The 13,032-nt window shown below is 61.1% G+C and carries 9 protein-coding genes; 3 read left to right on the forward strand and 6 right to left on the reverse strand.

The features are described 5' to 3' along the window. Positions 1-22: 22 nt before the first annotated feature. Both FHW37_RS19365 and glf read right to left on the reverse strand, forming a co-directional pair. A complete protein-coding gene (locus FHW37_RS19365) occupies positions 23-4,675 on the reverse strand; it encodes a beta strand repeat-containing protein (protein ID WP_145639407.1) in 4,653 nt (1,550 codons plus the stop codon). Between the two features lie 520 nt (positions 4,676-5,195). Continuing rightward, a complete protein-coding gene (gene glf, locus FHW37_RS19370) occupies positions 5,196-6,350 on the reverse strand; it encodes a UDP-galactopyranose mutase (RefSeq protein ID WP_145639409.1) in 1,155 nt (384 codons plus the stop codon). A 442-nt stretch (positions 6,351-6,792) separates the two neighbouring features. Between glf and FHW37_RS19375 the strand changes: the two genes are divergently transcribed. After that, positions 6,793-7,029: a hypothetical protein gene (locus FHW37_RS19375; protein ID WP_145639411.1), complete on the forward strand. Its 237-nt coding sequence runs from the start codon at positions 6,793-6,795 to the stop codon at positions 7,027-7,029. A 93-nt stretch (positions 7,030-7,122) separates the two neighbouring features. Here the strand turns inward: FHW37_RS19375 and FHW37_RS19380 are convergent, their stop codons facing one another. The 4 genes from FHW37_RS19380 to FHW37_RS19395 all read right to left on the reverse strand — a co-directional run bounded on the left by FHW37_RS19380 (position 7,123) and on the right by FHW37_RS19395 (position 11,115). After that, the gene (locus tag FHW37_RS19380) at positions 7,123-7,296 is read right to left on the reverse strand and encodes a DUF1328 domain-containing protein (protein ID WP_145639413.1); all 174 of its coding nucleotides are present in this window, start codon (positions 7,294-7,296) and stop codon (positions 7,123-7,125) included. A 108-nt stretch (positions 7,297-7,404) separates the two neighbouring features. Further along, the gene (locus FHW37_RS19385; RefSeq protein WP_145639415.1) at positions 7,405-8,433 is read right to left on the reverse strand and encodes an ABC transporter ATP-binding protein; all 1,029 of its coding nucleotides are present in this window, start codon (positions 8,431-8,433) and stop codon (positions 7,405-7,407) included. Beyond that, positions 8,430-9,998, reverse strand: coding sequence for an ABC transporter permease (locus FHW37_RS19390; RefSeq protein WP_145639416.1), 1,569 nt, complete (start codon positions 9,996-9,998; stop codon positions 8,430-8,432). Before FHW37_RS19390 ends, FHW37_RS19385 begins: the two co-directional genes overlap by 4 nt. 106 nt (positions 9,999-10,104) lie before the next feature. Continuing rightward, entirely contained in the window at positions 10,105-11,115 is a 1,011-nt protein-coding gene (locus FHW37_RS19395) for an iron ABC transporter substrate-binding protein (RefSeq protein ID WP_145639418.1), read from the reverse strand. Between the two features lie 412 nt (positions 11,116-11,527). Between FHW37_RS19395 and FHW37_RS19400 the strand changes: the two genes are divergently transcribed. Both FHW37_RS19400 and FHW37_RS19405 read left to right on the forward strand, forming a co-directional pair. After that, positions 11,528-12,052, forward strand: coding sequence for an RNA polymerase sigma factor (locus FHW37_RS19400; protein ID WP_145639420.1), 525 nt, complete (start codon positions 11,528-11,530; stop codon positions 12,050-12,052). Next, positions 12,049-12,873 (forward strand): anti-sigma factor family protein, encoded by an 825-nt coding sequence (locus FHW37_RS19405; protein WP_145639422.1) that lies wholly within the window; start codon positions 12,049-12,051, stop codon positions 12,871-12,873. Before FHW37_RS19400 ends, FHW37_RS19405 begins: the two co-directional genes overlap by 4 nt. Positions 12,874-13,032: the final 159 nt, after the last annotated feature.

A 13,032-nucleotide genomic window follows, 5' to 3' on the forward strand; every position in this document is an offset into this window, starting at 1 on the left:
TATCAGCTTTCGCCGCTGGCGATTAGTTGTCGTAGCGAGCGATGATCGCTGCGACCTGCTCGTCGCTGAGCGACTGGATCTGAGTCGATGTCAGGGCATCCAGCTTGTCCGTGCCGAGCGCCGCGATATCTGCGGTCGAAAGACCCTTCAGAGCTCCGGTCGTCAGCGCCTTCATATCGTCCGTCGAGAAGGTGGCGATATCTTCGGTGCCGAGCGCGGCCAGAGCAGCGGAGCTCAGAACAGCGACCTGGGCGGAGGTCAGGGCTTCCGACTGAGCCGAGCTCAGAGCCGCGATCTGTGCCGTGCTGAGCGCGGTGATCTGGCTTGTGCTCAGCGCAGCGACCGTAGCGGTGCCGAGGCTGGCGACCGTGTCGGTCGACAGGGCTGCAAGAGCCTTGCTGCTGATCGCAACGATCTCGTCCGTGGTGAACTTCGCCAGGTCATCGGTACCGAGGGCGCCGATTGCCGCCGAGCTGAGCGTTGCAATCTGGCTGCTCGTCAGGGCTTCAACCTGTGCAGTCGAGAGAGCGACGATCTGGTCGGTGCTGAGGGCTGCGAGCTGCATGGTCTTCAGGCCGGCGATCGTGTCGGTCTTGAGGCCTGCGAGTTCGGCAGTCGTCAGTGCTGCGATCTGCTTGCTCGACAGAACCGAGATCTGGTCGGTGGAAAGGGCGCCAATCTGGGCCGAGTCCATCGCCGCGATCTGGTCGGTCGAGAGAGCGATGAGCTGCTTGGAGTTCAGAGCGGCGACATTCGTCGTGCTGAGCTTGGCAAGCGTATCGGTCGACAGCGCGGAAAGAGCCTTGGTGCTGATCGATGCAATCTCGTCCGTGGTGAACTTCGCCAGGTCATCGGTACCGAGGGCGCCGATTGCCGCCGAGCTGAGCGTTGCAATCTGGCTGCTCGTCAGGGCTTCAACCTGTGCAGTCGAGAGAGCGACGATCTGGTCGGTGCTGAGGGCTGCGAGCTGCAGGGTCTTCAGGCCGGCGATCGTGTCGGTCTTGATACCGGCAAGTTCGGCGGTCGTCAGAGCAGCGATCTGCTTGGAAGAAAGAACCGAGATCTGGTCACTGGAAAGGGCACCGATCTGGGCCGAGTCCATGGCGGCGATCTGGGCGGTCGAGAGAGCGATGAGCTGCTTGGAGTTCAGAGCGGCGACATTCGTCGTGCTGAGCTTGGCAAGCGTATCGGTCGACAGAGCAGCAAGAGCCTTGGTGCTGATCGATGCGATATCATCGGTCGAGAACTTCGCAAGATCGTCCGTACCCAGAGCTGCAATCGAAGCCGAGCTAAGGACAGCCACCTGGGTGCTCGTCAGAGCCTCGACCTGAGCCGTCGAGAGGGCGACGATCTGGTCGGTGCTGAGGGCTGCGAGCTGCAGGGTCTTCAGGCCGGCGATCGTGTCGGTCTTCAGGCCTGCGAGTTCGGCGGTCGTCAGAGCTGCGATCTGCTTGCTCGACAGGACCGAGATCTGGTCGCTGGTGAGGGCGCCGATCTGGGCCGAGTCCATCGCCGCGATCTGAGCGGTCGAGAGAGCGATGAGCTGCTTGGAGTTCAGTGCAGCGACATTCGTCGTGCTGAGCTTGGCAAGCGTATCGGTCGACAGCGCGGCAAGAGCCTTGGTGCTGATCGATGCAATCTCATCAGTAGAGAACTTCGCCAGATCATCCGTACCCAGGGCACCGAGTGCAGCCGAGCTAAGGGTTGCAATCTGAGTGCTCGTCAGAGCCTCGACCTGTGCGGTCGAAAGAGCTGCGATCTGATCGGTGCTGAGGGCTGCGAGCTGCAGGGTCTTGAGGCCGGCAATCGTGTCGGTCTTCAGGCCTGCGAGTTCGGCAGTCGTCAGAGCTGCGATCTGCTTGCTCGACAGAACCGAGATCTGGTCGGTGGAAAGGGCGCCAATCTGGGCCGAGTCCATCGCCGCGATCTGGGCGGTAGAGAGGGCGATGAGCTGCTTAGAGTTCAGAGCGGCGACATTCGTCGTGCTGAGCTTGGCAAGCGTATCGGTCGAAAGAGCGGCAAGAGCCTTGGTGCTGATCGAGGCGATATCATCGGTCGAGAACTTCGCAAGATCGTCCGTACCCAGAGCTGCGATCGAAGCCGAGCTGAGGACAGCCACCTGAGTGCTCGTCAGAGCCTCGACCTGAGCCGTCGAGAGAGCGACGATCTGGTCGGTGCTGAGGGCTGCGAGCTGCAGGGTCTTCAGGCCGGCGATCGTGTCGGTCTTCAGGCCGGCGAGTTCGGCAGTCGTCAGAGCTGCGATCTGCTTGCTCGACAGGACCGAGATCTGGTCGCTGGTAAGGGCGCCGATCTGGGCCGAGTCCATCGCCGCGATCTGAGCGGTCGAGAGAGCGATGAGCTGCTTGGAGTTCAGCGCAGCGACATTCGTCGTGCTGAGCTTGGCAAGCGTATCGGTCGAAAGCGCGGCAAGAGCCTTGGTGCTGATGGCAGCGATGTCATCGGTCGAGAACTTCGCCAGATCATCGGTACCCAGAGCACCCAGTGCTGCCGAGCTCAGGGTCGCAACCTGACCGGTGGTCAGAGCTTCGACCTGTGCTGTCGAAAGAGCTGCGATCTGGTCGGTGCTCATGGCTGCGAGCTGCAGGGTCTTGAGGCCGGCGATCGTGTCGGTCTTGAGGCCGGCGAGTTCAGCGGTCGTCAGAGCTGCGATCTGCTTGGAAGAAAGAACCGAGATCTGGTCGCTGGAAAGGGCGCCGATCTGAGCCGAGTCCATGGCGGCGATCTGGGCCGTCGAGAGCGAGACGAGCTGCTTGGAGTTCAGCGCTGCGATGTTGGTCGTGCTGAGCTTGGCAAGTGTGTCAGTCGAGAGTGCTGCAAGAGCCTTGGTGCTGATGGCCGCAATGTCGTCGGTCGAGAACTTCGCGAGGTCGTCAGTGCCGAGGGCGCCGATCGCAGCGGAGCTAAGGACGGCGACCTGGCTGGTCGTCAGGGCCTCTGTCTGTGCGGTCGAGAGCGCTGCGATCTGGTCGGTGCTGAGGGCTGCGAGCTGCAGGGTCTTCAGGCCGGCAATCGTGTCGGTCTTGAGGCCTGCGAGTTCAGCGGTCGTCAGAGCTGCGATCTGCTTGGAAGAAAGAACCGAGATCTGGTCGCTGGAAAGGGCACCGATCTGGGCCGAGTCCATGGCGGCGATCTGAGCCGTCGAGAGCGAGACGAGCTGCTTGGAGTTCAGCGCTGCGATGTTGGTCGTGCTGAGCTTGGCAAGCGTGTCGGTCGAAAGAGCAGCAAGAGCCTTGGTGCTGATGGCAGCGATGTCGTCGGTCGAGAACTTCGCCAGATCATCGGTACCCAGAGCACCCAGTGCTGCCGAGCTGAGGGTTGCAACCTGACCGGTGGTCAGGGCTTCGACCTGTGCGGTCGAAAGAGCTGCGATCTGATCGGTGCTGAGGGCTGCGAGCTGCAGGGTCTTCAGGCCGGCGATGGTGTCGGTCTTGATACCGGCAAGTTCGGCGGTCGTCAGAGCCGCGATCTGCTTGGAAGAAAGAACCGAGATCTGGTCGCTGGAAAGGGCGCCGATCTGGGCCGAGTCCATCGCCGCGATCTGAGCGGTCGAGAGAGCGATGAGCTGCTTGGAGTTCAGCGCAGCGACATTGGTCGTGCTGAGCTTGGAAAGCGTATCGGTCGAAAGAGCGGCAAGAGCCTTGGTGCTGATCGAGGCGATATCATCGGTCGAGAACTTCGACAGATCTTCCGAAGAAAGCGCTGCGATGGAAGCGCTCGAAAGAACGGCGACCTGGCCGGTCGTCAGGGCTTCGACCTGGCTGGTCGAAAGCGCGACGATCTGAGCGGTGCTGAGCGCAGCGATCTGCGTCGTCTTCATCGCGGCGACCTGATCGGTCTTCAGACCGGCAAGTTCGTCGGTCGAAAGGGCAGCGATCTGCTTGGTCGACATGACGGAGACCTGGGTGGTCGAAAGTCCGCCAATCTGGGTGGAGCTCAGAGCCGCGATCTGGGTCGTGGTCAGCGAGGTGAGCTGACCGGTCTTCAGATATTCCATCTGCGAGGTCTTGAGGCCTGCAAGACCCGAAGTGCCGAGGGCAGCGATCTGCTTGGAATTCAGTGCACCGATCTGGTCGCTGGAGAGCACGCCGAGCTGTGTGGAGCCGAGGGCGGCAACCTGGCCGGTGCTGAGCGAGGCGATCTGCTTGGAAGAAAGAGCAGCGATCGCATCCGTGCCGAGGGCGGCAAGCGTATCCGAAGTCAGGCCGGAAATTGCCTTGGTGCTGATGACGGCAATTTCAGCCGTGGTGAAGCTGGCGAGGTCTGCCGTGTCCATCGCGCCGATGGCAGCAGCGCTGAGGACGCCGATCTGTGCCTCGGTGAGCGCGCCGGACTGCGTCGAGGTCAGCGCACCGATCTGCGTCGAGGTCAGTGCAGCGATCTGGCTGGTGGCAAGGCCACCGATCTGAAGGGTCGAAAGGACCGCGATCTGATCGAGGCCAAGGCCGACCAACGATGCAGCCGAGACGTTCTTCAACTGGTCGGCGCTCATGACCTTGAGATCTTCGGTCTCAATGGCGTGGATCTGAGCCGAGGAAAGAACCTTGAGCTGTGCGGAGCTCAGAGCAGCCACGTCTTCGGTGGAGAGCGACGCAATCGTCGCTGTCGACATCGCCTTGATCTGGTTGATGCTCAGAGAAGTAACAATGGAAGTCATCTAAGTGCGCCCTCGGTGCTGTTGATCACGTACGCATTCCCTGTCCTCGGCCGCAAAAGGCTCGCAAACCGAACCTTCACATCGGCTCAGGCGCGTAACACGCCTGCCGACGCAGCCGCCTTCAGAGCCGGGCGCAAATATGCGACCGCAGCCAAGAGCGTCCTGTCGGACCGAAACAATATTGAGTGAGACATGGCTCGCACGAGCCTGAGCATTGAAAGGGCATCATGCTCTCAGAGCCGCGCGACAGCTCTGACCCTTCAAGCCAGTGGACACGAACGTCTTGAACTTCGTGATACCGCCCTTCAATCCGCCAAAATCGGCATCCAGAAAGACCGCATCCCCCGAAACAACTTTCGCGATCACCGAAAACCTACCCCTCGAACCTTTAACTTTGGGTTAAAATCGGGGTGGCCGCAGTTTTTTCTCGTAACCTATTCTGTGTCGTCAAGTTTAGTTACGAGACGCGGGACGGGCTTTACACCGACGCCCCGCGGCGTTGCAGAATATGCGCAGATACTTAAGGAGAGACGAAGAATGCACCAAGTTTCTGGGCATTGGCGGAAGCATTGAGGTAAGCATCCGCAGTATCCAGCGCTTCACGAATGGTCACGTCCATGTCGAGATAGCGGTAGGTGCCGAGCCGGCCGACAAAGGTAACGCCGGGCTCCTGACCGGCCCTTTCGACGTAGCGCGCCAGAAGCGCTTTTTCGTCGGCCATGCGGATCGGGTAATAGGGAATGTCCCCTTCTTCGCAGGAACGCGCCGATTCGCGATAGCAGATGCTCTTCTCGTGCTTTTCCCAGGGCGAGAAATGCTTGTGCTCGGTGATGCGGGTATAAGGCACATCGAGATCGCCGTAGTTCATGACCGCGCAGCCCTGATAGTCGCCGTCATAATAAAAACGCTCGAAATCCAGCGTTCTATAGCCCAGACGCCCCAGTTCGAAGTCGAAATAGCCATCGAGCGGGCCGGAATAGAAGACATGCGCGTAGGACGCGCTTTCCGCCCGGCTATAACGGGTATTGAGCTTCAGCTCGATATTGTCGTGATCGAGGATCTTCTCGACCATCTCCGTATAGCCGTTTTCCGGCATGCCCTGGAAACGGTGGAAGAAGTAGTTGTCGTCGTAATTGAAGCGGACAGGCAGGCGCTTCAGAATGCTGGCCGGAAGCTGAGTCGGCTCGACGCCCCACTGCTTCATCGTATAGCCCTTGAAGAAGGCCTCGTAGAGATCGCGGCCGACGAATTTCAGTGCCTGGTCTTCAAACGTCTTCGGCTCGCCGATCGTCTGGTCGGCGATCGAGGTGATGAACTCCTTCGCCTCATCCGGCCGCAAAGTCTTGTTGAAGAACTGGTTGATCGTGTGAAGATTGACCGGCAGCAGAAAAACCCGGCCACCGCTCGTCGTCTTCACGCGGTTGACGAAAGGCAGGAAATTGGCAAAGCGGTTAACATAATCCCACACGCCCTCGTCGTCGGTGTGGAAGATATGCGGCCCGTAGACATGCACCATGACGCCGGTATCGGCATCGCGCTCGGTGTAGCAATTGCCGGCGATGTGGCTGCGCTCGTCACAGACCGTAACGAGATGACCGGCTTCGGCAAGCTTCCTCGCCATGACTGCGCCGGACAGGCCAGCTCCGACCATCAAAACTCGCTTTTCCACGGCCACATCTCCAGTCGCTCGTCGGCATTTCGTCTTTTTGGCGAAAAACCTGTTGTTTCGGGCCTGGCAACAGCCCGGTTTTCAACCGCAGCCTGATACCAGCGGCGAATCCCTTACGCGATTCTCTCAACGACGTAACGTCGCAGGTTCAAGGTGTCACGCATCCTGCCAATACGTAACAATACCAATAGCGCGAGGCCAAAATGCAGTACACGTTGAGCCTCGGAAGTCCGACACTGTTGACGGGCTCCTTCGGCGGCCGGGGTCGGTGTGGGATCCTGGCCGCCTCCCTATTTCCGACATCTCCGCTGGGCGTTGAGGCCATGTCGAGCGAGCCAAAGCCGATCTGGGCGAAAGCTGATTTGCTGCGCAGCAAAAAAATGCGCTAGCGCAATTCATTGGTTACCTTCGTCGCCTAGACTGCCTCCACGCAATCAAGGAGATGGCGATGGCGCAGTACAAATACCCGGTTCATCTCGTGGAGACCAAGTCCTGGGCTTTCGACCAGGACTGGAAGCCCGGACAGCCGGTCCGCAATGCCGGTATCTATCGCTGCCGCACCTGCGGCGACGAAATCGTCGTCGACAAGGGCGGCGTCATTCCCCAGCACCACCACGAACATACGGTGCTTGGCCCCGTCGTCTGGACGCTGCTGGTTTTCGCCCAGAAACATCCCGGCCGCTGAGCGCCCCATTCCCGATACAGAAAAAGCCGCCCTTTCGGACGGCTTTTGTTGATTTCCTGTTCTGCGCCGCATCATGCGGCCGAAGTCGCGTCGTCAGAATATCGCCTGTCCCGCCATCAGCGCGAGCACGAGGAAGACAAGGAAGATGACGATGGCGATGAAGAAGAGGATCTTCGCGATCGAGGCGGTGGCTGCCGAAATACCGGAGAAACCGAAAAAGCCCGCGACCAGCGAGACGACGAGGAAAAAGAGAGCCATTTTCAGCATGGAATTCTGTCCTTGAGAGTTGATGCCCAGACAACGCCGGAAATGTTCCAAGGTTCCATGCCGGAACAATATTTCGCCACAAATTCAATGCGCGGCGTTTGATCGCCTCTAGCGAAACAGATGTGCTGCGCCGCTGACGGAAATCGCTACCCGGTCTCCGGAGGCAAGTGGCGACAGACTCGGGATGTCGAGGCGGAATGACGGCCCACCCTCTCCCTCAAGCGTCACCAGCACTTCGCAGGTCGAGCCGGAAAACACCATTTCGCCGATCACCGCCGCACCGGTATCACTCTGCTGAAGCGTCATCTGTTCAGGCCGCAACATGACCTGCGTCTTGCCGGTATAAGAAGCATCATCGACCGCGAGCGACCCAAGCGGCGTATCCGCACGCCCCTGCCCCACCACCGCCGGCAGCACGATAGCCTCACCGAGGAACATTGCCGTCTCGGCATCGACCGGCCGGGCATAGACCTGGCGCGGGGCGCCTACCTGCGAAAAATTGCCAGCCCGCATGACGGCCAGCTGATCGGCAAAGGCAAGCGCCTCGGCCTGGTCATGGGTGACGAGAATGGTGGTGATCCCGGCTGCCGACAGAACTTCGCTGACCGCTTTGCGGGTCGCGGCACGCAGGCCGGTATCGAGCGCGGAAAACGGCTCATCGAGCAGCATCAGCCTTGGGCGGCAGGCAAGCGCGCGGGCCAGCGCCACACGCTGCTGCTGCCCACCGGAAAGTTCGTCCGGCTTGCGCGACAGCATCGCCCGGTCGAGCCCGACCATTTCCATCAGTTCCGAGGCCTTGGCGAGCTTGGTCGCGCGATCCGCCTTCATGCCGAAACCGATATTGTCGGCGACAGTCAGATGCGGAAAAAGGCAGCCGTCCTGCGCGACGATGCCGACATTGCGCCGATGCGCCGGCACCTGCTCCTCAAAACTCGCCACCGTCTCGCCGTCGAAAGCGATCGTGCCATCGTCCGGCGTATCGAAACCGGCGATCAGCCGCAGCAGCGTGGTCTTGCCGCAGCCGGAAGGACCGACGATCGCGGTGCGGCTACCGCTCGGCACGGTCAGGCCGACGCCGGCCAGTGCGGCAACGGAACCATAGGTCTTTTTCAGGGACTGAAGTTTCAGCTCGGTCATCGCCCGGCAATCTTCTTTGAATGATGGTGGAGGAGAAGCGTCAGCGGCAACGAAAAGACGATCATCAGCACCGCATAAGGTGCGGCAGCCGCATAATCGATCTCGCTGGTCAGCGCCCAGAAGGCCATGGCAAGCGTACGCGTGCCGTTTGGCGCCAGCATCTGCGTGGCGGTGAGTTCGTTCATGATGCCGAGCGAGGCGAGCGCCATTCCGGCCGCCGCTCCTGGTGCCGCCAACCGCACCGTCGTGGACCAGAGCGCATTGCCGGGCGAACGCCCAAGGCTGGTCGCCGCCTGTTCGAGCTCGACCGGCACCTGCGCGATGCTGGCCCTCAAGGACACGAGCGCCCGCGGCAAGAACATGATGACATAGGCAATCGCGATGGTGGCGACCGTCTGGTAGAGCGGCAGGATGACCCGGATCGTCACCGTCACCAGGGCGAGCGCGATCACCACGCCCGGCATTGAGCTTGCCAGATAATAGCAGCCTTCGAGAAAACGGCTCGCCGGTGTCGGCCGGCGCACCGAAAGCCAGGCGATCGGCACCGCAGCCGCCGCCGTGGCGATACCGCCGATAATGCAGATGACCAGCGTCTGCCAGAGCGCCAGCCAGACCTCGTCGGTCCGCCAGATCTCTGCACCGCCGGCAATCAGCCAGCGGCCAAGCGTCAGGGACGGAATGCCGAGCGAAAAGACGGCAACGCCAAGCGGCAGGATGAGTGCCGGATATTTCCAGAACCCGAGTCGCACCTTGCGCACCTGCCGCGCGACACCCGGACCGAGCCGCGCATAGCGCCTGCGCCCACGCAAGGCCGCTTCCAGCCCGAGCAGCACGAAGCAGCAGGCGACCAGCACCAGCGCCAGCATATAGGCGGCAACTCCGTTATAAGTGGACTGGAACTGGTCGATGATCGCCGTCGTGAACGTGTCGAAGCGGATCATCGCGAACAGGCCGTATTCGGACAGAAGATGCAGCCCGATCAGAAGCGCGCCGCCGCAGAGCGACAATCTCAGCTGCGGCAGCACGACCCGCCGGAAGACGGCGAAAGGTGGCAGACCCAGCGAAGAAGCCTGGTCCTCAAGGGCCGGATCAAGCAACCGGAAGGCGGCCGAGATCGGCAGATAGAGAAACGGAAAATAGGCAACGACCGAGATCGACACGCCGGCAGTGAGCCCGTTCAGACCCGGCCAGAGCCCGAGCCATGCATAGGAATGGACGAAGGCGGGCACGGCAAGCGGCACGACAGCAAGCCAGGACCAAAGCCGCGCACCGGGAAGATCCGTGCGCTCCGTCAGCCATGCCAGCGTCACGGCAAGCACCGCGCAGATCGGAATGGTGATGAGGATCAAAAGGACCGTATTGACCATCAGCTCGCCGACCCGGCCGCGGAAGATCAGCTGCACGGCGGTGTCCCAGCCGGTGACGATCCCTGCCCAGATGACAAAGCCGAGCGGCAGAAGCGAGAGAAGTGCCACGACGACCGCGATCGAGAGCGTCCACGACGTGGCCGCAGGCATGCGGCGGTGGGGAACGGTCGGGGCGCGAGTGTCTGCGATGGAACTCATGGACGGCAAGGCTATTCGTGCGACTGGTGCGATTGGACGATCCGAAAAGCAAGAGACATCGCAGGTACGCCCTGCGATGTCTCGACGCAAGATTTATCGCAAATGCTTAGAGCAGGCCGGCTGCGGTCATCATTTCGGTGACCTTGGCATTGTTGAGGGTCGAGGGCTCGACCTTCGGTGCCTGCAGATCGGCGATCGGCACGAGCGCCTTGTTGGACTCATCGCCCTTGCCGACGGCATATTCGAACGACGTGCCATCGCGAAGGATCTTCTGACCGCCCTTGCCGGTAACCCACTTCAGGAAGGCCTGAGCCTGTTCCTTGTGCTTGGAGGAAGCAAGGATACCGCCGCCGGAGATCGAGACGAACGCGCCCGGATCCTGGTTCTTGAAGTAATGCAGGGCAACGTTCTTGCTGTTTTCACCCGTCTTCGCCTGATCGCCGGTGAAGTAGTAGTGATAGATCAGCGCGCCTTCGAACTGACCGGCATTGACGGCCTTCATCGCGGTCGAGTTACCACGGATCGGAGTGGCATTTTCCTTCATGCCCTTCAGCCAGGCAGCGGTTGCCTCTTCGCCCTTCAGCTGCAGCAGCGCGCCAACGATGGCCTGGAAGTCGGCACCCGACGGAGACGCCGTCCAGCGGCCCTTCCATTCCGGCTTGGCGAGATCGAGCATCGACTTCGGCAGCTTGTCTTCAGTCAGCTTCGTCTTGTCATAGGCGAATACGGTCGAGCGGGCGGCAATGCCGACCCAGTTGCCGTTGGCCGGATGGAAGCCGGGCAGAACCTGGTCGAGCGTCGACTTTTCGATCGGCGCGAACAGGCCCTTGCTGTCGACCAGAACCATGGCGGGCGAGTTTTCGGTGAGGAAGACGTCGGCCGGCGAATTGGCGCCTTCCTGAACGATCTGGTTCGCCATGTCGAGGTCGCCACCGTTGCGGACGGTGACCGCAATGCCGGTTTCTTCCTTGAAGGCATCGACCCATTCCTTGGTCAGGCCTTCATGCTGGGCGTTATAGATCGTCAGGCTGTTTGCCACCTGAGCCGAAGCCGGGCTGACAAGAGCGACAACGGAAAAGGCAAGCGTGACGCCGGCCAGAAGAACAGAGTTTTTCAAAATCGCCTCCAGTTAAGAATTGATGGCGACCTCTTAGCCAAACAGGAGAAGCGTGGTCAAGTTTAATTGAAAAACTATTCTGACAAAGTCGTGATTAAATTATTGAATACAAAAGAAAATACATCCGATCGAAAGAACTTCGATCGGATTGAGGCGGATTTCTCCGCGGCTTTATTCGCCCTCGCGAAAGACAACCTGCCTTTCGCCCCTTGCACCGATGACGCCCTTTCAAGGCGCCATTGCGGTCAGGTGGGTGAGTGCGAAAACTACCTGACAGACACCTGAACACCTCAGCTCGAAAATTATTCGGATTTTTCTTCTCATCTTTTTTGACAGCCTCTGGACGGTGCCGCCGGATCGGGGATAAGCCGAAGCAAAGCCGCCATCGGGGCGAGGTTTTGCGGAGGCCGTCATCGCCAGCGAGCAGGAAATCCGGGCCGGGCTCGGCGCGCAGCTGACACGGCTGTGGCGCTACGGCGCCATGTTGTCGCATCACCGCGATACGGCGGACGATCTCGTGCAGGCGACCTGCCTGCGCGCGCTCGAACGCGCGGCGCAGTTTTCGCCCGGCACGAGGCTCGACCACTGGCTTTTCTCGATCCTGCATTCGATCTGGCTGAACGAGGTGCGTTCACGCCGCGTCCGCGAAGGCCAGGGTTTTGTCGAGGCCGCGGAGGCACTGATATTTGATGGCGCCGCAACGACCGAAACCCATATCCTTGCCATGCAGGTGATGGATCATGTCCATGCCTTGCCGGAAGCGCAGCGCTCCGTCGTTTTCCTCTGCTATGTCGAAGGCCTTTCCTATCGCGAAGTCGCCGATGTGCTGGATATCCCGATCGGCACTGTCATGAGCCGCCTCGCCGCCGCCCGTGCCCGCATCGCGGAGGCAACCGCTCCGAGACTACCAACCTTTTCAAGAGGAGGCGCCCAGTGACGATCGCCTTCACCGACGAAGTTCTCGTCGCCTATCTGGATGGCGAACTGCCCGCCGACCAGCGCCGTGCCCTTGAAGAGGCAATGACGCGGGATGCAGCAGTCACCGCACGCCTTGATGACCTGCGCCGCAGCGACCTGCCCTTTGCCGAAGCATTCGCGCCAATGCTCGAGGCTGCGCCAAGGGCAAGACTGGAAGCTATGCTCGCGGCCATTCCGCCCGCCCCACCCCAGTATGAAGCAGCAGCACCGTCCGAACCCGCATCGCAGACCGGTATCAGCCGCCGCGGCCTGATCGCCGCAGCCGCCGTCTCTCTTGTCGCCGGTGTGGCACTCGACCGCGTCCTGATTGCGCTCGAGCCCTCACCGCCCCCGGTCGACGAAGCAGCCGCTTTCCGCTCGGAAGTCGCCGAATATCTGGCGCTCTACACGCCGGACACGCTGCGCCAGATGACGATCAGTCTTGCCAAGCGCACCGACCAGCTGCGGGTAGCAAGCGAGCGGCTCGGCCTGAAACTCGACCCCTTCGCCATGACGCTCGGCGGCCTTGAAATGCGCCGCACCCAGGTTCTGGAATATGACGGCAAGCCATTAGGCCAGATCATGTATCTCGATCCGGACCATGGCCCGGTCGCGCTCTGCATCATCCCCGTCTCCTCCGGCGCGACGAAAATGCATCGTGAGCAACGCAGCGGCCTCAACCTGATCTACTGGTCGAGCGACACCCACAGCTTCGTCATGGCGGCGCGCAATCCGATGGACGAGCTCAAGGCTCGCGCCGACGAGATCCGCGATGATCTGGCGGACCGGAACCAGGCGTGATGTGCCTTTAGACGGCTGAGTCATGGACAGGCCTCTCATCCGGCTGCCGCCACCTTCTCCCCGCTCGCGGGGAGAAGGGCACTTGCGGCGCATTCCCTACCCCAATCAGGGCACGTCCCCTCTCCCCGCGAGCGGGGAGAGGGTTAGGGTGAGGGGCAA

The sequence above is a fragment of the Neorhizobium alkalisoli genome, from assembly GCF_007829835.1.
Taxonomy (GTDB): Bacteria; Pseudomonadota; Alphaproteobacteria; order Rhizobiales; family Rhizobiaceae; genus Neorhizobium.